This is a genomic window from Streptomyces sp. NPDC051018, from assembly GCF_044456085.1.
Lineage (GTDB): Bacteria > Actinomycetota > Actinomycetes > Streptomycetales > Streptomycetaceae > Streptomyces.
The window spans coordinates 261,366-280,632 of the sequence record NZ_JBITFN010000011.1; the positions used below are offsets into that span (position 1 = coordinate 261,366).

Sequence of the window (19,267 nt, forward strand, 5' to 3'; positions counted from 1 at the left end):
CGTCCGGCGCTTGAGGACAAACCCCGCACCCGGAGACGGGCAACTCGGCAAGGGGCCGGGGCCCGAGAACCCACCCCGCCCACTCAACCCGCGTCGGCGACCCGCTCACTACCCCCGCCACCGCCACCGTTGCCATGATTGGTGCCGTTGCCGCTGTTCTCCGGGTTCCCGTTGCCACCGCCGCTGCCGCTGCCGACGTTCTCCCCGTCTTTGTCCTTGTCCTTGGACTTGTCCTTCGCCTTGTCCTTCGGCTTGCCCTGATCACCGTCGTCGCCGTCGGACTCGCGCAACAGCTTGTCGCAGAACTTGTCCACCCGGCCCGCGCCCTTGGCGGCGATCTCCAGGCGTTTGCGGCGGTCGGGAGCGATGGTCCCGCTGCGGTACTCCCGGCAGGCGTCGGCCGTCTTCTGCTCAAGCTCGGCCTTGCGCTGCTTCTTCTTGTCCTTGCTCTTCTTGTCCCTGCCGTTCTTCCCCTTGGCGCCCGGCGGGTCGGTGTCGCTGCCCTCGCTGCCGGGCCCCCCGCTCCGTGGCGGGATCGGCTGGGACGGACCGACATCGCCCGGCGGGGATTCGGCGCGCCCCTGGGGCGACTCGGAGACCGGCGGACCGGGCGGATTGGCCGAGACCGTACTCCTGGGCCCCGGCGGCCCGTCGAAGGGCGAGGGCAGCAGCCCGCTGCCGGACGCGACCGCGACACCACCGAAGGCGAACCCGGCGACGGCGGCGACCACACCGAAGCGGACCGGCCGGCCCCAGCCCCGGGCCGAGCGGCGTGCGGCGGCCGGACGCGGGGACCCGGGAAACTCGCCCCCGGAGGCGCGGACGTCCGCGCGGGCCTTGCGGAAGGCGGCCGTCGCGGCGGCCTCACCGGGCATCTCACCGTCGCCGGAGTAGCCGGGGAAACTCGGGCGGGCGACGCTGTGCAGCGCCCGGTTCAGTCGTACGGCCTGGGTACGCGCGTGTTCATCGAGGGCTTCGACCGGCTCCCCGCGCAACAGATGTTCCGCTGTCTCCTTGTCAAGCCACTCGTACCGCTCGTCGGCCATCACATGTCCTTCTGCGTCCGCGGCCGTGAATGCGTCACACCGGCGGGTGTCGTGGCACCCGGCCCCGGACCGCGCTGTGGTGGTACGCCGTTCAGATCGGCGCCGTGCCCGGCGGGACCGGCGCCCCGGTCCGAGCCGTCGGCCCCGTCGGCGAGACCGGGCCCGTCCGGCGTACCGGTGCCGTTCCCGTCCTCCGCACGGACGCCGTCCGCACCGTACGCCCCCGGACGGGGGTACGCGCACCCCGATCCACCGGATCCACCATCCGCCCCGTCATTTTCCGGCCGTGAGCGGCCGTCCCGGCGGTGTTCTCCCGATACCGGCGGACTGGAACCCTCCGAATCATCGGCGCCCAGCAGCTCGGCGAGCCGCTTGAGTCCGCGATGGGCGGCGGTACGGACGGCGCCCGGCCGCTTGCCGAGGGTCTTGGCCGCGGTCTTGGCGTCCAGGCCCACGACCACCCGGAGCACGACTGCCTCGGCCTGGTCCTGCGGCAGCCGGGCGATGAGCGCCATCGTGCTGCCGGTGGCCAGTGCCTCCATCGCCTCGTCGGCGGTGTCCGACTCGGCGGGTCTGCCGTTGAGTTCGGTCTCGTCCCCGCCGACCGCGGGGCGCCGCCCCCGCATCCGTATGTGATCGAAGGCGCGGTTACGGGCGATCCTCGCGGCCCAGCCCCGGAAGCGGTCCGCGTCTCCGCTGAACCGTTCGAGGTCGCGGGCTATCTGGAGCCATGCCTCCGAGGCGACATCCTCGGCATCCGGCTCGCCGACGAGCGTCCTCACATAGCCGAGCAACCGCGGGTGCACCGCGCGGTACACAGTACGGAAGGCGCCTTCGTCCCCGTCCTGAGCCGCGAGCACCGCGGCGGTCAGCTCCGCGTCGTCCCCCAGCACTACCTCTACCTGTTCCGAATCGCAGCTGGTCACCACAGCTGTGGCCTGCGCCCGTCGTACGCGAGTCAGCACGCTACGTCGTTCCAAGGGGCTACGTCCATGGCTTGTACAACTTGCAACAATTTGCCGACTCAGGGGGGTGTGACAGAAAACGCCCGCCCGGCGCTGAGTGGAGTACGGGGACGCACGGCGACCCCGTCGAAGGACGACCGAGGCCTCTCCTGTGGGGGGTGGCGGCCCCGGTCGTCCTTCCCTCAGCCTCCTCCGGCACCTCGTGTACCTCGGTGATCTCCCCCGCGCGATCGCACGCGGGGCTCTTGCGCTGACTTCTGACAACGGGGACGCACACTCCGGGATCTCCGTGCGAGACCAGGGACGGCCGACAGGGCCGGGACACCTGGAAGATTCGACACACCTGACACATCCGACATACGTGGGGCACCTGAAACACCTGGGCCACCTGAGTCCGCGACCGGGACCGACCCCGGGACCGGGACACCTGAGCCCCCGCCCGAAGCCGACCCCGGGACCGGGACACTCGAACCCGGGACCCGCGCCCACCCCGGGACCGGGACACCTGGAACACCTGAGTCCGCGACCGGCCCCAGGACCGGGACACCTGACACATCCGCACCTTCCGCAGAGCCTGCGACATCCGACGGGATCCTTCCGCCGCCTCAGCGCCCCACCCGGGAGCGCCGGGAGACGACCGCGCGCAGCACCCGCTGACCCTCCGTGGACACGACCAGCGCCTGCCTCAGCCCGACACCGCCCTCGGTGCCGGCGAGGATCTCCAGGACCCGGATCTGACGCCGCAGCTCCCCGTTGACCAGCGGCCCGGCGCCCCCGGAGTCGCCCTCGCGGCAGCCCTTGAGCAGACCGGCGACATCGGCCTCCCCCGCGCCGGGGGTTCCAGCGGGCGGGGCGGAGCGGGCGTCGAAGCGGTGGTGGAGTTCGAGCGCGGCCAGCGAGCACGCGTCCGCCCAGGCCCGCAGGAGTCCGGCCGTCCATACGGGAGGCGCGCCGGCAAGCATCTGCCGCACCAGAATGCCCCCTTCATCCCGTACGCCACCTTCGCCCGACCCGCCCTCTCGGCTGCCACCGTCCCCGTTGACCCCGCCCTGACCAAGGGGACCCATCAGCGGGTCCCTGACCTTCGCCAGGCCCGTGGACCAGTCCTCCGCACCCTTCGCGAGACCCGCCCACAGCGGGCGCAGCGCTTCGGCGTCGGACGAGATCAGCGGCAGACAGCGTTCCAGACACGCGAGGGCGCTCGCGGCCAGGCCGCGCTCATCCGCCTGCGCGAGATGTTCCCTCAGGCACTTCGACGCCACAAGACGCCTCCCATCGCGGACGCAGCACTTCACTCCACGTGCGAACTACCGCGCCCCATGGCTCATTTACGGCAGACCCCAAGGCGCTTGGCGCAAAGTACCCCTTCCGGGGCATCGGCCGCCATGGGTTCCACCGAGCCGGGCGTCCCTGTATTCATTCATCAATTGAGCGCCGGTCGCACACACTTGCGCCACACCTCTGTTACATTCGGGCCACCCGGAACGTGGCTTGCGGAGCCCTTGTGGTTTCGTTCGAGCCCCGGGCAGCGCGGTGTGAGCACGCACACCCCCGGGCGGGCTCACACCGCGATCTCCACCGGCTCGCGACTGCGCGCCCGCGGGGACTCCCCCGCCCGAGCACCGGAGTGAGCGCCCGAACAGCGACCGGGCGGGGACCGTACGGACAGCCGGACCGTAGAAAACCGGACGGCTCCACCGCCGGTCGCGGCCGCAAAAATGACGCTGAAGAGCGGAGCCGCCGAGGTCCCGCCCGGCCCGGCCGGTCTGCCCGGCCCGACCGTTCAGCCCGGGCCGCCGGCCCGGCAGGGCCGCCCAGCCGCTGAGGCCCGGCCCGGCCACCCCGGTTCCGTGCCGCCCGGGGCTCTGGGTGTATCGGCGGCGTATCGGAAAACGCATACACCACCGCAACAGCCCTCCGTCTTGAGTGCTCTCTGCGCCGTCAGGGCTGTCAGAGTTGTCAGGGCTCTTCGGCGGAGGTTCGGACCACCGCATACCGACGGTCGGTTCGTCGATCGGAAGAGGGACGTGAGCATGGATTCGGATCCCGTACGCGGTGTCAACCGGCGGCGGCTGCTCGGGTGGGGCGGGCTGGCGGCCGTCGGCGCGGCCGCGGCCGGCGCCACCCCGGCGGGGGCCCTCCCCGGCCGCGCCGGTCCGGCCCCGGCCGCTCCCGACGCGATCCCGCCGGACACCCGGCCCGGCGGAGCCTATGACCGGTATGTGGCCGAGCTGGCCGCGGAGGACCGGTTCTCCGGCGTGGTGCTGCTGTCGCACCGGGGCCGCACGGTGCTGTCGCGCAGCTACGGCATGGCCGACGAGGAGAAGGGGATCCGCAACCACGAGGGCATCGCGTTCTCCCTGAGTTCGGCGGGCAAGCCGTTCGGCGCGGTGGCCGTTCTTCAGCTGGCACAGCGGGGCATGGTCAAGCTCTCGGACACGGTGGGCACCTATCTGACGGGCTTCGCCGAGGAGATCGCCGAGAAGGTGACCGTCCACCATCTGCTCTCCGGCACCTCCGGGCTGAACACCCCTGAGCTGGACGTACAACGCGTCTTCCGGAGCCGGGAGGAGGTGCACGAGTACAGAGAGCGGTGGGCCCGGCAGGCCGAGCCGGTGGCCGCCCCCGGCACCGCCACCGACCACTCCGGCGCCGAGGTCGCCATCCCCGCGATGATCGTGGAGGCCGTGACCGGCACGACGTACTGGGACTACGTCCAGGAACACGTCTTCGGCCGCTGCGGCATGACCGGCTCGGCGTTCGTCACCAGACCGCGGTGGCTCACCGACAAGCGCGTCGCACACCCGTATATGCAGCTGGCCGACGGCAGCCGGGTGGACGCCGTCCGCAACCTGGACAAGGGCAGCCCGAGCCCGTACGTGCCGGGCAGGAACCCGGGCCGCAACTTCATCGACGCCCCCGGGGACGGCGGCTTCGCCACCGCCCCGGACCTGGTCCGCTTCGCGTACGCGCTGCTCGACGGCACGGTGCTGGACCGGCCCTACGCCGACCTGTTCACCGGGGCCAAGATCCCCCAGGCCCCCCAGGGGGGTGGTCTGGTGGCCGGCCGGGCAGCCCCCGCCGACGCGGGGTTCGGGGCGTACGCGATGCCGGTCCGCATCGTGGGCGGCCAGTGGGTGTGGGGGCGCGCCGGCGGCGACCCCGGGGTCGGCGCCGCCTGGAACATCTACCCGGACACCGGCTGGGTCGGCGTCGTCCTCAGCAACCGCGACGGCGTGCCGCTGCGGGAGATCATCGAGCGGCAGATACAGGCCGTCACCGGCCGGCGCTGACCGCCGGGCAGGGCACGGCCGCGCGCAAGGGCTGACCGTCGCCGGGCCGAGCGATTGCGGGGCAGGCTGATCGCCGGGCCGACCTATTGCCGGGCCCGGCCCGGCCGGTCAGCCTGGTCCAACCGCCCCGGCCGGTCAGTCGCCCAGCCGCTGTGCCAGGGCCGTGAAGTCCTGCCAGCTCCTGGTGGGGGTGCGCGGGTCCCAGAGCTTCTGGGCCGTGGCGCTCAGGGGCAGGGCGATGCCCTGGGCGATCTCCTCCGGTGTCTGGGACTCCGCCAGATCGCACCAGACGGCGAAGCTCCCGCCGAGGATCTGTCCCGAGTACTTCGCCGGGACCGGACCCGTCCCCCGGAGCACCAGCGGGGTCCACTCCTCGTAGATGCGCTGCCCGGTCGGGTAGACGAACTCGTTGGGCTCGCCCAGGACGTAGTAGAGGTACTCGTCGTTGAAGTTCAGGACCTTGCGGCCCTCGGCGAGATACTCCTCCGGCGGGCGGGCGCCGATCTCCTTGCCCGTCCAGTACGCGACGACGATGTCCTTGTCGATACTGACGACCCCGCCCCGGAAGTAGCCGTCGTTCCACGCCCTGAGCTCCTTCTTGCCCAGGGGGCGCAGCACGGCCGCGCGGTCGTTGACCCAGGCCGTGGCCAGGTCCTGGACACGCCCCTCGGGGCCGTACTCCCGCCGGGCGAGAGCCGCGAGCCCGGGGAAGGACGCCTCCGGGTTCTGCCGGACCAGGGCCTGGTACTCGTCACCGCCGAGGTGCCAGTACACACCGTCGAACAGATCCGCGTACTCCCTCAGCAGTTCGTCCACGAGCCGCGCCGACGCGGGGTTGCCGATGTCGATGGCCCCGGCCACGGGCGAGCCCGACGCGTCCTTCAGCTGGAGCTGCGGATAGTGGGCGAGGACGGCGCCGAGATGGCCGGGCGAGTCGATCTCGGGGACCACGGCGATGTGGAGCGATTTCGCGAGGGCGAGGATACGCCGGACCTCGGCCTTGGTCAGATGCTCGCGCGAGACCACCTCGGGGTGGGTCTGCGACTCGATACGGAAGCCCTGGTCGTCCGAGAAGTGCAGTCCGAGCTGGTTGAGCTTGATGTCGGCCATCTCACGCAGCCGGTCCTCCAGCCAGGCGGCGCTGAAGTTCTTGCGGGCGGTGTCGATCATCAGCCCGCGCTGGGGGCGGCCGGGAGCGTCCCGTACGACCCCTTCCGGCATCGCGCCGCCCGAGCGCACGGCCTGCTTGAGCGTACGGGTGCCGTAGAAGACGCCCGCCTCGGCCGGACCGGAGATCAGGACCCGGCCGCCGGAGGTGCGGACGGTGTACGACTCGGGGCCGCCCGCCTGCGCGGTGTCCAGCGCCAGTTCCACATCACCGGCGCGGGCGGGGACCACGCCCCGGTAGGCGGTCTTCAGCTCCCCGGCGAGCAGCTTGCCCTCGTCCGCGAGGGCCTCGCTGCCCCGGGCGACGACCACCCCGGTCCCGGGGCCCGGCCGCCAGCCGGGGCCACGGGCGGGCTCATGGGTCCGTACGGCGGGGATGGTCGCGGGCACGGTCGACAGGGGGTACGTCCTGGAGGGCGAGGGAGAAGGGGAGCCGGGGGCGGTGGGGCCGGTCGGCGGGGTGGCTCCCTGCCCCGGCCGCGTGCCGCTCGTCACGGAACCGGACTCCTCCCCGGAACCGGAGGCGCACCCGCCCAGCACCGTGACCAGTACGGCCACCAGGGCGGCGGCGGCCACACCACCCGGCCCGGAACGCGGGCCCCGCCCGCTGCCGTGCCCCGCCCCCGGGCCCCGGGAGCCTCCGACACGCCCGGACCCGCCCCCGACCCCCCGACCGGATCCTCGACCGGCCCCGGTCCCGGTCCCGGACCCGGGCAGGGCCCCCGGGCATGAACCGGAGCCGGACCCGGGACCCTCCGCACACCCGGGCGCCGGGCCCGCGACACGCCGAGTCACCGGCTCCGCGATGCGCCGACGCACCGGCCACACGACACGCCGACGCACCAGACCCGCGACACGCCCGGACACGGAAACAGGCACAGGCACGGGTGCGGGTGCGGGTCCGGATTCAGGAGGGCGGTCCGGGCGGAGGGCCGACGCGGGGCCGGGCGGGCGGTCGTCCGGGGCGCAGGCGGGGCCGGGCGGGCGGTGGGGACCCCGGGGCGGGCGTGGCTCGCACGCATGGTCCGTCGCTGATCCGGAGCCGGAATCGGTCCCGTCCCCGGGGCCCCACCCTGAGTGGCGCGTCACGTGGATACCTCCCATATGGGGCGTAAACCCCGCTGAATCCCCCTCAAGTCGTCTATCAGATGACCTGCAACTCTCCCGTCCGGGTGAAAATCGCGCATCCGTCGGACAGCGCCTCGCGCACGTCGATAGCGTTGCGTCTCAAACACCCCTCCCTTCCCAGCGGTACCGCTGTTCTGTTTCGAGGAGCCCACGCTGTCCCGCGATTCCTCCGACGGCCTCCCGAAGCGACCGCCGGCACTTCACCACCATCCGGGCCGTACCGCCCGCCCGGCAGCTTTACCTCCCCAGCCTCGGGCACAGTCAGGACCCCGGCCACCGGTGCGGGGCGCTGGGGTGGCGGCCGGGCTGGAGCGCTTCAACGACGCGCCCGGTGAGAGCGCCATCGCCACCCTGCTGGCCTGCTGCGGCAGCCTCCGCTGGGCCCAGCGGGTGGCCGCCCACCGGCCGTACCCGGATCTCGACTCCCTGCTCGCCGCCGCCGACGAGGCCGCCTACGACCTCTCCCCCGCCGATCTGGGCGAGGCGCTGGCCGACGAGTACCCGGCCGGGGCGCAGCCGGACGCGCCCCAGGCCGCCCACACCGCGCTCGCCGCCGCGCAGGCTGCGTACGAGAGCCGTTTCGGCCACGCGTTCGTGATCTGCCTTGACCCCTACCGGCCGGACGAGTACCTCGACCAGATCCTCGCGGGCATCCGCACCCGGCTGACGCACGATCCCGACGACGAGCGGGCCGTCTCCGCCGAGGAGCTGCGCGGACTCGCCCGCTCCCGGCTCACCCACGCGGTCGCCGGACACCCGGAGTCGGACATCGCGAGCACGTCGCTCTGACGGTCCCGGCGGCCCGGCGGACGGCCACCCCCGCGGACAGCCGCCCCGGCCGACGGACTCCCAGCGGACGGCCGGCCCGACGGACCGTCGGCCCGGCCCTGGACGGCGCGGCGCGGCCCGTCGCGGCGCGACACTCCCGGTGGACCCGCGCCCCCGCGGACCACCGGGAAACCCGCAGACCCCGACGACCCCCGCGACCTCGGGCAACCCAGACGCTCCCCGCGCGCCCGGCCGGCCCCGGGAGCCCCCGGCGCGCCCGGAGCGGCGAGCGGTATCCGGCCATCTTTCCGCCGGGCCGATTCGGCTGGTCCAAGGGGTTCCGATAGCCCGTCCGAGGCTGTTTGATTGCCTGTTTGATCACACCTACGGACCCCGCGCGAGCGAACCGACAAGTCGTCGCTACGATGGCCGGGGCCGGTGGACCGTACCCGGCCGGGCCAGACCGACCCCCCAAGCGGCCGGCCCCAGTCCCCGCTCCCGGAGGGTCTTCCGTGCCGGCTGGAACGCTGTACCGCGGCCGGGAAGGAATGTGGTCCTGGGTGGCTCACCGAGTCACCGGCGTCCTCATCTTCTTCTTCCTGTTCGTCCATGTGCTGGACACCGCTCTTGTCCGCGTCTCACCCGAGGACTACGACAAGGTCGTAGCCGTCTACAAGACGCCGATCGTCGCGCTTCTCGAATACGGCCTGGTGGCCGCCATTCTCTTCCACGCCCTGAACGGCCTGCGGGTCATCGCGGTGGACTTCTGGTCCAAGGGCCCGCGCTACCAGAAGCAGATGCTCTGGAGCGTGATGGGAATCTGGATCGTGCTGATGGCGGGTGCCCTCTACCCCGTACTCGGACACGCCTTTCGTGAAGTCTTCGGGAGCTGACGCCGGACATGTCTGCTGACACCTCTTCCGCGATCGGTCCCGTCGAGAGCGGCCCGCGCTACGACACCGACAATCCGGCCCCCCTGATCGAGGCCCCCCGCAAGCGCACCTCGAGGACCCCGCGCTCCACCCGCGGCAACTTCGAGATGGCCGCCTGGCTCTTCATGCGCCTGTCCGGCGTGGTGCTGGTGGTCCTGGTGCTGGGCCATCTGCTGATCCAGCTGGTGCTGGACGGCGGCGTCTCCAAGATCGGCTTCGCGTTCGTCGCGGGCCGCTGGGCGTCCCCGTTCTGGCAGGTCTGGGATCTGCTGATGCTGTGGCTCGCGATGCTGCACGGCGCCAACGGCCTGCGTACCGTCATCAACGACTACGCCGAACGCCCGAACACGCGTCTGTGGCTCAAGGGCCTGCTGTACACCGCCACGGTGTTCACCATCCTGCTGGGCTCGCTGGTGATCTTCACCTTCGACCCGAACATCCGCTAGAGCCGGGGCTGACGACACCTCATGAAGATCCACAAGTACGACACCGTCATCGTCGGCGCCGGCGGCGCGGGCATGCGCGCCGCCATCGAGGCCACCAAGCGCAGCCGTACCGCGGTGCTGACGAAGCTCTACCCCACCCGTTCCCACACCGGCGCGGCGCAGGGCGGCATGGCCGCAGCGCTGGCCAATGTGGAGGAGGACAACTGGGAGTGGCACACCTTCGACACGGTCAAGGGCGGTGACTACCTCGTCGACCAGGACGCCGCCGAAATCCTGGCGAAGGAGGCCATCGACGCGGTCCTCGACCTGGAGAAGATGGGCCTGCCGTTCAACCGGACCCCGGACGGCACCATCGACCAGCGCCGCTTCGGCGGGCACTCCCGCAACCACGGCGAGGCCCCGGTCCGCCGGTCCTGCTACGCGGCGGACCGCACCGGCCACATGATCCTCCAGACGCTGTATCAGAACTGTGTGAAGGAGGGCGTGGAGTTCTTCAACGAGTTCTACGTCCTGGACCAGCTGATCACCGAGGTCGACGGCGTCAGGACGTCGGCAGGTGTGGTCGCGTACGAACTGGCGACCGGCGAGATCCACGTCTTCCAGGCGAAGGCCGTCATCTACGCCTCCGGAGGCACCGGCAAGTTCTTCAAGGTGACCTCCAACGCGCACACGCTCACCGGCGACGGCCAGGCGGCCTGCTACCGGCGCGGCCTGCCGCTGGAGGACATGGAGTTCTTCCAGTTCCACCCGACGGGCATCTGGCGCATGGGCATCCTGCTCACGGAGGGCGCCCGCGGCGAGGGCGGCATCCTGCGCAACAAGGACGGCGAGCGCTTCATGGAGAAGTACGCCCCCGTCATGAAGGACCTCGCCTCGCGCGATGTCGTCTCCCGGTCGATCTACACCGAGATCCGGGAGGGCCGCGGCTGCGGCCCCGAGGGCGACCACGTCTATCTCGACCTGACCCACCTTCCGCCGGAGCAGTTGGACGCCAAGCTCCCGGACATCACCGAGTTCGCCCGCACCTACCTCGGCATCGAGCCCTACACGGACCCGATCCCGATCCAGCCGACCGCGCACTACGCCATGGGCGGCATCCCGACCAACGTCGAGGGTGAGGTCCTTCTCGACAACACCACCGTCGTCCCCGGTCTGTACGCGGCGGGCGAGGTCGCGTGTGTGTCGGTGCACGGCGCGAACCGTCTGGGCACCAACTCGCTGCTGGACATCAATGTCTTCGGCCGCCGCTCCGGCATCGCCGCCGCGGAGTACGCCGCGCACAACGACCACACCGAGCTGCCGGAGGACCCCGCCGCCCTGGTCCGCGAGCAGGTCGAGCGGCTGCGGAACTCCACGGGCAACGAGCGGGTCGCGGACATCCGCCGTGAGCTCCAGGAGACCATGGACGCCAATGTCATGGTGTTCCGCACCGAGCAGACCATCAAGTCGGCCGTCGAGAAGATCGGCGAGCTGCGCGACCGCTACAAGCGCGTGTCCGTCCAGGACAAGGGCAAGCGGTTCAACACGGATCTGCTGGAGGCGATCGAGCTGGGCAATCTGCTCGATCTGGCCGAGGTCATGGCCGTCTCCGCGCTGGCCCGCAAGGAGTCCCGCGGCGGTCACTACCGCGAGGACTACCCGAACCGCGACGACGTCAACTTCATGCGCCACACCATGGCGTACCGCGAGGTGGGCGACGACGGCTCCGAGTCGATCCGGCTCGACTACAAGCCGGTCGTCCAGACCCGCTACCAGCCGATGGAGCGTAAGTACTGATGGCCACACCAGTCATGGACAAGGTCGAGGCGGAGTCCGCCGCTTCGCCGTACATCACCGTCACCTTCCGGATCCGGCGCTTCAACCCGGAGGTGTCGGAGCACGCGGTCTGGGAGGACTTCCAGATCGAGATCGACCCCAAGGAGCGGGTGCTCGACGGCCTCCACAAGATCAAGTGGGACGTCGACGGCACCCTGACCTTCCGCCGGTCGTGCGCACACGGCATCTGCGGGTCCGATGCGATGCGGATCAACGGCAAGAACCGGCTCGCCTGCAAGACGCTGATCAAGGACCTCAACCCGGAGAAGCCGATCACGGTCGAGGCCATCAAGGGCCTGACGGTCCTCAAGGACCTGGTCGTGGACATGGAGCCGTTCTTCCAGGCGTACCGGGACGTGATGCCGTTCCTGGTCACCACGGGAAACGAGCCGACGCGTGAGCGCCTCCAGAGCGCCGAGGACCGCGAGCGCTTCGACGACACCACCAAGTGCATCCTGTGCGCCGCGTGCACCTCGTCGTGCCCGGTGTTCTGGAACGACGGGCAGTACTTCGGCCCGGCGGCGATCGTCAACGCGCACCGCTTCATCTTCGACTCGCGTGACGAGGCCGGGGAGCAGCGGCTGGAGATCCTGAACGACAAGGACGGCGTGTGGCGTTGCCGTACGACGTTCAACTGCACGGACGCCTGCCCGCGCGGTATCGAGGTCACCAAGGCTATCCAGGAAGTGAAGCGCGCCCTGATCACGCGCCGCTTCTGACGGTCCGCCGCGTTTCGCGCGGCGGTTCGTGCGCGGTAGTCGCGTGTGGCGGGTTCGTGAGCGTCTTCGTACGGAGGCTGCGTACGGAGGTTGCCACTGCGGCTCGTGCGGTGCGTTCGTACTCGTACGGCGTGTGTTTCGTACTCGTACGGCGTCTGTGTACGGAGGGCTCCGTGTCCCGGTCCGGGAGGCGGAGCCCTCCGGCGTGTCCGGGGCATCGTCGGGCGGCCCGGGATCTCGGCCACTTGGGCGGGACGGGTGTGCCGTTCCTGTGAATCGGGGCGGTTCCGGGGCATATCGCAGTGCGGGGTTCTCCTGGCGAGGCGATACCTGGCAGGATCGAGGGGCCTCTGAGTTGACGCAGTGGAAAGCGGGGAGCCTGACATGACCGAGCCGAATCCGTACGCGGCGGACGGACAGCCCGAGTACCAGTGGGGCCCCGACTCCCCTCCCGGGACACCGGCCTACGGCTACCCCGCACCGGGCTACGGTTATCCGCAGGCGGCTCCCGGGCACGGCCAGACCCAGCCGGCGGGTGTCCCGGTGCCGATGCACACCCCCGCGCCCGCCGGTGGCGGTGTGCCGCTGGTGTCGATCGGGGACATCACCGTGCTCCAGGACACGATCGTCACCCCGGCGGGCACGATGCCGCTCAAGGGCGCGGTGTGGAACGCGACGGACATGTCCCGGTACGAGGAGAAGATCCCCACCCATGCGATCGTGCTCGCGATCGTGTTCTTCATCTTCTGTCTGCTGGGGCTGCTGTTCCTGCTGATGAAGGAGAAGGTCACGACGGGCTTCATCCAGGTCACCGTCACCAGCGGGGGACGGCACCACTCGACGATGATCCCGGCGACCAGCCCGATGACCTTCCAGCAGGTCATGGGACAGGTCAACTACGCGCGGTCGATCAGCGCGATGTGACACGGCCGCGGGCGGTTCGCGGACCGGCGGGTCCGCGGCCGCCTGCCGCGCGGGCCCCGGGTCCGCGCCGCCGGCCGGTTCCCATGACCGCCGGTCCGGGGTAGCGGCCGGCCGGGCGGTCCGCCGCCGGACCACAGCGCGCGACCGTACGACGGGCCGTCACCGACCGTCCCCGTAACGGGAGTTCAGCCGCCCGTCGGCGGGGCCGGGAAGTCCGTCAGCAGACAGATGATCTCCCCCGGTCGCTCCAGGCTCGGCAGATGCCCCGCCCACGCCGGTTCCTCGTGGCGGGCCCCGGGCAGCAGGGTCCCCGGCCGGGCGGCCGACCGCCCATCAGACGCTGGCGAGAGCACTCCTGATGTCCTCAGCTGGTGCTGTCCTTGACGCCTCCTCGCAGGCCCCACTCATCCAAGCCGGAATAGATGAATGCGGTGCGGCCCCGCGGAAAGGAGAGGGCCTCCGCCTCACCTGTATAGACCGCCACCAATGAGTCGCCCCCTCGCCACCAGGCGTCGGCGAGTCCCATCACTTCGCGTACCGGCTCGAACCCGTCCAGCACGATGCCGTCTACATCATCGCCGGTGACCTCGATGATCCGCTTCGCCCACATGGACGCGTGGTGCGTCAGTGCGAGCGACTCCACCCAGCCCTCGATGGTGGCATGGAGAGGCACCCACCGACCTGCGTGAATGCCGAACTCGCCGGACGGCCCGATCGCGAACCCGTACGGGACTGCGGTCCGCTGCGTCCCGGCCTCGAACCACCAACCTTCAGAATCAGAGCCTTCGGGGGAATCGGCTTCGAGATACCTCGGGCCGCCGTCGTACTGAGCCGCGGGTGGTAGGACTAGACCGCCCCAGCGCTCCTCATAGGCTGCCATCCGGTCGATGACCGCCGCCGGGACGTCTCGCTCACGCCACCACTGTCTGTGGTCCTCGACGTGCCTGACGTCGACTTTGACTCCGTGCGCCTGGACGAACGACCGAGCTCGTTGAGTCAGGCCGTCGGGCACATCGTCGAAAAGGTTGAGATTCACCAGAAGGACGCTACCGAGTAGCCCAGGGAGCAGGCTTCGGCCCCTGCGCCTCCTACGGCACCGTGTCCCTGTCGAGTTGGAGGCATGGGCCTCATTGCCCTGTTCCACACGCTCGGATATCTGAACCTGCCGACACCCGGAGGCGAACCGAGCGCCCAAAAAAAGGGGTCCGCACCTGTGGGGGTGGGTGACCGGGCTTTCCGCGAGTGAGCCGAAGAGGCGCGCGGGTGCCGAAAGGGAGAACGCGCGGAGGCCGCGAGGAACGAGTGGTCGAGCACGATCGACCGTCGGCGGACGCTAAGGCGCCTCGGAGGTGAACCGAGCGCCAAAAAAGAACGCCCCCGCGCTCCCGGGGATCCCGCCCGGCGCGACCCTCCCCAACCTTCGCTCCGGAAGCCTGCATTCCGCGTTGAACACGTTCAAAAATAGCGCTACATTCTCCCTGTCGGATCTTTTGAACATGTTCAGAAAGGTCGGGGGGATGGATCTCACTGTTCTCGGTTACATCGTCTATCTGCTGATCAGCGTGGCGTTGACCGTCTGGGTGGCCCGCACGCTGAGCCGCAACGGCCGGATCTTCCTCTCGGATGTGATGAAGGGCAACGAGAAACTGGCCGATGCCGTGAACCACCTTCTGGTGGTCGGCTTCTACCTGGTGAACCTGGGCTTCGTGGCCCTCTACCTCCGGGTCTCGGAGAGCGTGAAGGACACCAGGGGCCTCTTCGACGCCCTCTCGGTGAAGCTCGGCGTGGTGCTGCTCGTCCTCGGGCTGATGCACCTCACCAACGTCTATGTGCTCAACAAGATCCGCAGGCGCGGTGCGCTGGAGCACGAGCAGGTGCCCCCGGTGGGCCCTCAGGGCTGGCTCCCTCCCACCGGTCCCGGCTCGTGGAGCCCGCCCACCACCCCGCCGGCGGCACCCCCGGCCGGAGTGTGAGCGGCCGTGTCCGCCGTCGTCCGCGCCCCGGGCATCCCGGTCACCCGGCTCACCGTCCTCTATGACGCGGGGTGCTCCCTCTGCGTCCATCTGCGGCACTGGCTGGTACGCCAGCGCCAGCTCGTCCCGCTGGAGCCGGTCCCCGCCGGGTCCGCCGAGGCACGGCATCGCTACCCGGGCCTCGACCACACCCGTACGCTCAGGGAGATCACCGTCGTCGGGGACCGGGGACAGATCTTCACCGGGGCCGCCGCCTGGATCGTCTGTCTGTGGGCACTCGCCGAACACCGTCCCAAGGCGCACTGGCTCTCCACGCCGGCGGGAGCCCCCTTCGTACGGGTCACGATGCTGGCCGCGGCCAAGTACCGGGACGCCACCGCGCCGGGGGCCGGGCCCGGGGCCGGTCCGGGGGCAGGGGCCGGTCCGGGGGCAGGGGCCGATCCGAGGGCAGGGGCCGGTCCGCCCTGTGACGACCAGTGCGCCCTACCCGGTTAGGCTCGGTCACCGTGACCGACGCGAAGGCCCCCGCAGCCGCGGACTCCCGTAAGAGCACCCTGAAAAGCGCCCCCAAGAGCGAGCAGACCCGCACGCTGATCCTGGAAACGGCCCTCCACTTGTTCCAGGAGCGCGGTTACGACAGGACGACCATGCGGGCCATCGCCAAGGAGGCGGGGGTGTCCGTGGGCAACGCGTACTACTACTTCGCCTCCAAGGAACATCTCGTCCAGGGGTTCTACGACCGGATCGCCGCCGAGCACCGGGCGGCGGTCCGGCCCCTCCTGGACACGGAGACCGATCTCGGCAACCGGCTGGCGGGGGTCCTGGGCGCCTGGCTGGACATCGCCGAGCCCTACCACGAGTTCTCGGCCCAGTTCTTCAAGAACGCGGCCGATCCGGAGAGCCCCCTCAGCCCCTTCTCCCCCGAGTCGGAACCCGCCCGCCAGGCGGCGATCCAGGTCCACCGGGAGGTTCTGTCCGGGGCGAAGACCAAGATCCCGGCGGAACTGGCGGACTCCCTCCCGGAGCTGATGTGGCTCTCCCAGATGGGGCTGGTCCTCTACTGGGTCTTCGACCGCTCCGAGGGCCGGCAGCGCAGCAGACGGCTGGCCGAGCAGGGCGCCCGGCTGACCACCCGGGGCATCGTCCTCTCCCGGTTCCGGGTGCTGCGCCCGCTGGTCGGCGATGTGCACGAACTGCTCACGGATCTGCTGCCGGGGATGGCCGAAACAGTGGCCGCGCGGAAGTCCGCCACGGACCGGAAGCCCGCCACCGGAGGCGGGAAGACCACGGCGGGCATACGGAAGAGGCGCACCGTTCCGGAACCCGGCTCACCCTCCGTGTCCGAGACCTAATGCTGCCCGGTCCCGCCCGGTGTTCCCAGGTGTTCCCCCGGAGAAAGGTCTCCGGGGGAACACCGCGCCCCGGCCCGGGCGGCCCCGTCCCGGCCGGGCGAACGGGAGGGCTCAGCGCCCGGCGCCCACCTCCGTCAGAACCACGTCATGGACCAGCGGTTCGCCGCCGATGACGATGTGCCGTGACCAGGATGTCCCCGCCCCGACCGTCGCGGTCAGCAGATACGCGCCGGCACCCGGCGCCGACAGGATGTACGAGCCGTCCGCCAGCGAGGCGACCCGGTCGACCGTACGGCCCTCGGGCGAGACCAGCGACAGCTCCGCGTCCCCGACCTGCTCGCCCTCCGGCGTACGGACGAAACCGTGGACGACCGATCCGTGCGGGCCGTCCGAACCGGGGGTCCCCGCCGCGGACTTCGTCATCGGCACTCCCGCGAGCGCCGCCACGGGCCGCTCCGGGGGCTCGACCGCCAGATGCGGCAGACGCTTCTCCAGACCCGCGGGCAGCCACCAGTTGTACTTCCCCAGCAGATGCATCGCCGCCGGAACCAGCACCGTACGCAGGATGAACGCGTCCAGGGCCACCGCTCCGGCCAGACCGACGCCCACCATCGCGCCCTCCGGGTCACCGCTGAAGACGAACGCGGCGAACACACAGATCATGATGAGGGCGGCGGAGTTGATGACGCGGCTGGTCTCGGTGAGACCGACGCGTACCGCACGCGCGTTGTCCTTGGTGTGCACCCACTCCTCGTGCATCCGGCTCACCAGGAAGACCTGGTAGTCCATGGAGAGCCCGAAGAGCAGGGACAGCATGATGACCGGCAGGAACGCGGTGATCGGGCCCTCCTTGCCGATGCCGAGCGCCTCCGCCCCCCAGCCCCACTGGAAGATCGCCACCAGCAGCCCGAAGGACGCGGCGGCGGCGATCAGATTCATCAGCGCGGCTGTCAGCGGCACCACCAGCGAGCGGAACGCGACCATCAGGAGCAGGAATCCCAGTACGACGATCGCCGCCACGAAGTACGGCAGCCGGTCACCGGTGACCTGGGCGAAGTCCTTGAAGACCGCCGTGATCCCGCCGACGTGGACCTTCTCGCCGGACTCCTTGATATCGGCGCGCAGGGCGTCGATGAGCCGGTCCGTCTCCACGGACTGCGGCGAGGTCGTCGGAACGACCTGGATCACCGAGACATCGGAGCCCGGCGGCATGGGCAGCGCGACGACCCGGGCGACCCCGTCGGTCTGGCGCGCCCGCTCCACCAGCTCCCGTACGGCCTCCGGCTCCGTGCCGTCGGCGACCAGCTGGAGCGGACCGTTGAAGCCGGGCCCGAAGCCGTCGGCGAGCAGGTCGTACGCCTTGCGGGTGGTGGAGTCCTCGGGGTGGTTGCCCTGGTCGGTCGTGCCCAGCCGCAGCGACAGCACCGGGATCGAGAGCGCCACCATCACCACCAGCGCGATCAGCCCGAGGACCCTGGGCCGCCGCTCCACGACCCTCGCCCAGCGGGCGGCGGCGCCCCGCGGCTCCGCGGTCACCGGGCCCTGCTCGGCGAGCCGGCGCCGCTGCCGCCTGCTGAGCACCCGCGATCCCAGGATCCCGAGCAGCGCGGGCAGCAGTGTCACGGCGGCCAGCACACTCAGGATGACGGTGAGGGATGTGGCGAGCGCGACACCGTTGAGGAAGCGCATATTCATCACGAGCATCCCGGCGAGCGCGATACACACTGTGGCGCCCGCGAACATGACCGCGCGACCGGAGGTGTTGAGCGCGGTGACCGCCGACTCCTCGGGGTCGGCGCCCCGCAGCAGCCCCTTGCGGTGCCGGGTGACGATGAACAGCGCGTAGTCGACACCGACGCCGAGGCCGACCAGGGTGCCGAGCACCGGCGCGACTTCGGGCACATCGGTGACATGGCCGAGCAGGTTCGCCGTCAGCGTGCCGGTGCCCACCGCGAAGATGGCGATCACCAGCGGCAGCAGCATCGCGTAGAGCGAGCCGAAGGCGACGAAGAGCACGATTCCGGCGGCGACGATGCCGACGAGTTCGGCGGTACCCTCCGCGGGCTCGCTGGCGAAGACGATCGCCTGCCCGCCCAGCTCCACCTGGACGCCGTCCCCCCGGGCCTCCTCGGCCGCCTTGACGACGTCCTCGACCAGGTCCTTGGAGATCGCGTCGGCCTGCTCGGTGAAGACGACCCGCGCGTAGGCGATCCGCCCGTCCTCGCTGATCTGTGCCGCGCCCTGCGGGGAGTAAGGGCTCGTGACCTCCCCGACTCCCTTCATGGCCGCGATCTTCTCCAGCGCCTCCTCCAGCCGGTCCTTGACGGCCCCGTCGCGCACCGTGCCGTCCGAGGCCCGCCACACCACCGTGTTCTCGTCACCGGAGGTCTCGGGGAAGGCCTCGGTCATCAGCTCGGTCGCGCGCCGGGAGTCGGTGTCCGGGAGGCTGAAGATGCTGGAGTAGTTGGTGCCCGCCACACTGGCGGCGGCCCCCAGACCGAACAGCGCGCCCACCCACAACAGCAGAACCGCCCACTTGCGCCGATAGCACCACCGTGCCCATGCCTCCACGATCACTGCCCCTTCGTCGTCCGGTCTTCCCGTGTCCCCCGGGCCGGGCTTCAGCATCGGCCGGGAACCGGCCGGGCGGCGGGCCGCGGCCCTGACTCTCAAGGAACTCCCAGACAGCGGCCCGCCCCGCCGGCGCCCGGTGCGCGGATACTGAATGCATCGGCGAAG

The 19,267-nt window shown here is 70.8% G+C and carries 17 protein-coding genes; 10 read left to right on the forward strand and 7 right to left on the reverse strand.

The annotated features are described in order from the left end of the window. Window positions 1-83: 83 nt before the first annotated feature. The 3 genes from ACIBCM_RS20995 to ACIBCM_RS21005 form a co-directional block, all read right to left on the reverse strand. Window positions 84-1,046 carry a hypothetical protein gene (locus ACIBCM_RS20995; RefSeq protein ID WP_399245289.1) on the reverse strand — a complete coding sequence of 321 codons (963 nt, stop codon included), beginning with the start codon at window positions 1,044-1,046 and terminating at the stop codon, window positions 84-86. Then, entirely contained in the window at window positions 1,046-1,939 is an 894-nt protein-coding gene (locus ACIBCM_RS21000) for an RNA polymerase sigma factor (protein ID WP_399245290.1), read from the reverse strand. Before ACIBCM_RS21000 ends, ACIBCM_RS20995 begins: the two co-directional genes overlap by 1 nt. A gap of 677 nt (window positions 1,940-2,616) precedes the next feature. Then, window positions 2,617-3,273 carry a hypothetical protein gene (locus ACIBCM_RS21005; protein ID WP_399245292.1) on the reverse strand — a complete coding sequence of 219 codons (657 nt, stop codon included), beginning with the start codon at window positions 3,271-3,273 and terminating at the stop codon, window positions 2,617-2,619. A gap of 771 nt (window positions 3,274-4,044) precedes the next feature. Here ACIBCM_RS21005 and ACIBCM_RS21010 point away from each other — a divergent pair. Beyond that, window positions 4,045-5,304: a serine hydrolase domain-containing protein gene (locus tag ACIBCM_RS21010; RefSeq protein WP_399245294.1), complete on the forward strand. Its 1,260-nt coding sequence runs from the start codon at window positions 4,045-4,047 to the stop codon at window positions 5,302-5,304. 135 nt (window positions 5,305-5,439) lie between these two features. On the opposite strand, the gene ACIBCM_RS21015 is transcribed toward ACIBCM_RS21010, so the two are convergent. After that, window positions 5,440-7,047: a glycoside hydrolase family 20 protein gene (locus ACIBCM_RS21015; RefSeq protein WP_399245296.1), complete on the reverse strand. Its 1,608-nt coding sequence runs from the start codon at window positions 7,045-7,047 to the stop codon at window positions 5,440-5,442. Between the two features lie 831 nt (window positions 7,048-7,878). Here ACIBCM_RS21015 and ACIBCM_RS21020 point away from each other — a divergent pair. From ACIBCM_RS21020 to ACIBCM_RS21045, 6 genes are all read left to right on the forward strand, one after another. Next, window positions 7,879-8,388 carry a 2-oxo-4-hydroxy-4-carboxy-5-ureidoimidazoline decarboxylase gene (locus tag ACIBCM_RS21020; RefSeq protein WP_399245297.1) on the forward strand — a complete coding sequence of 170 codons (510 nt, stop codon included), beginning with the start codon at window positions 7,879-7,881 and terminating at the stop codon, window positions 8,386-8,388. A gap of 491 nt (window positions 8,389-8,879) precedes the next feature. Next, entirely contained in the window at window positions 8,880-9,260 is a 381-nt protein-coding gene (sdhC, locus tag ACIBCM_RS21025) for a succinate dehydrogenase, cytochrome b556 subunit (protein WP_389267287.1), read from the forward strand. A gap of 8 nt (window positions 9,261-9,268) precedes the next feature. After that, the gene (locus ACIBCM_RS21030) at window positions 9,269-9,745 is read left to right on the forward strand and encodes a succinate dehydrogenase hydrophobic membrane anchor subunit (protein ID WP_399245300.1); all 477 of its coding nucleotides are present in this window, start codon (window positions 9,269-9,271) and stop codon (window positions 9,743-9,745) included. Window positions 9,746-9,766: 21 nt separating this feature from the next. Then, a complete protein-coding gene (gene sdhA / locus ACIBCM_RS21035) occupies window positions 9,767-11,521 on the forward strand; it encodes a succinate dehydrogenase flavoprotein subunit (RefSeq protein WP_399245302.1) in 1,755 nt (584 codons plus the stop codon). Beyond that, window positions 11,521-12,279: a succinate dehydrogenase iron-sulfur subunit gene (locus ACIBCM_RS21040; RefSeq protein ID WP_399245304.1), complete on the forward strand. Its 759-nt coding sequence runs from the start codon at window positions 11,521-11,523 to the stop codon at window positions 12,277-12,279. The genes sdhA and ACIBCM_RS21040 overlap by 1 nt, the downstream gene beginning before the upstream one ends. Before the next feature lie 384 nt (window positions 12,280-12,663). Next, entirely contained in the window at window positions 12,664-13,203 is a 540-nt protein-coding gene (locus ACIBCM_RS21045; protein WP_399245306.1) for a hypothetical protein, read from the forward strand. A gap of 185 nt (window positions 13,204-13,388) precedes the next feature. Here ACIBCM_RS21045 and ACIBCM_RS21050 read toward each other — a convergent pair whose 3' ends face one another. Beyond that, on the reverse strand, window positions 13,389-13,556 hold the full coding sequence (locus tag ACIBCM_RS21050; RefSeq protein WP_399245308.1) for a hypothetical protein: 168 nt from the start codon (window positions 13,554-13,556) through the stop codon (window positions 13,389-13,391). Between the two features lie 11 nt (window positions 13,557-13,567). Further along, on the reverse strand, window positions 13,568-14,239 hold the full coding sequence (locus ACIBCM_RS21055) for a hypothetical protein (RefSeq protein ID WP_399245309.1): 672 nt from the start codon (window positions 14,237-14,239) through the stop codon (window positions 13,568-13,570). A 481-nt stretch (window positions 14,240-14,720) separates the two neighbouring features. On the opposite strand from ACIBCM_RS21055, the gene ACIBCM_RS21060 reads away from it, so the two are divergent. From ACIBCM_RS21060 to ACIBCM_RS21070, 3 genes are read left to right on the forward strand one after another with little or no spacing between them, the layout of a single operon-like run. Continuing rightward, window positions 14,721-15,176, forward strand: a complete 456-nt coding sequence (locus tag ACIBCM_RS21060) for a hypothetical protein (RefSeq protein WP_399245311.1) — start codon at window positions 14,721-14,723, stop codon at window positions 15,174-15,176. A gap of 6 nt (window positions 15,177-15,182) precedes the next feature. After that, window positions 15,183-15,671, forward strand: a complete 489-nt coding sequence (locus tag ACIBCM_RS21065; RefSeq protein ID WP_399245313.1) for a thiol-disulfide oxidoreductase DCC family protein — start codon at window positions 15,183-15,185, stop codon at window positions 15,669-15,671. Between the two features lie 59 nt (window positions 15,672-15,730). Next, window positions 15,731-16,528 (forward strand): TetR/AcrR family transcriptional regulator, encoded by a 798-nt coding sequence (locus tag ACIBCM_RS21070; protein WP_399245373.1) that lies wholly within the window; start codon window positions 15,731-15,733, stop codon window positions 16,526-16,528. 111 nt (window positions 16,529-16,639) lie between these two features. Here the strand turns inward: ACIBCM_RS21070 and ACIBCM_RS21075 are convergent, their stop codons facing one another. After that, window positions 16,640-19,099, reverse strand: a complete 2,460-nt coding sequence (locus ACIBCM_RS21075; RefSeq protein ID WP_399245315.1) for an MMPL family transporter — start codon at window positions 19,097-19,099, stop codon at window positions 16,640-16,642. Window positions 19,100-19,267 lie beyond the last annotated feature (168 nt).

Bases quoted from the DNA above. Each gene is read 5' to 3' on its own strand.
- ACIBCM_RS21060 (WP_399245311.1), top strand. From the start codon at position 14,721: ATGGATCTCACTGTTCTCGGTTACATCGTCTATCTGCTGATCAGCGTG.
- ACIBCM_RS21010 (WP_399245294.1), top strand. From the start codon at position 4,045: ATGGATTCGGATCCCGTACGCGGTGTCAACCGGCGGCGGCTGCTCGGG.
- ACIBCM_RS21040 (WP_399245304.1), top strand. From the start codon at position 11,521: ATGGCCACACCAGTCATGGACAAGGTCGAGGCGGAGTCCGCCGCTTCG.
- ACIBCM_RS21030 (WP_399245300.1), top strand. From the start codon at position 9,269: ATGTCTGCTGACACCTCTTCCGCGATCGGTCCCGTCGAGAGCGGCCCG.
- ACIBCM_RS21045 (WP_399245306.1), top strand. From the start codon at position 12,664: ATGACCGAGCCGAATCCGTACGCGGCGGACGGACAGCCCGAGTACCAG.
- ACIBCM_RS20995 (WP_399245289.1), bottom strand. From the start codon at position 1,046: ATGGCCGACGAGCGGTACGAGTGGCTTGACAAGGAGACAGCGGAACAT.
- sdhA (WP_399245302.1), top strand. From the start codon at position 9,767: ATGAAGATCCACAAGTACGACACCGTCATCGTCGGCGCCGGCGGCGCG.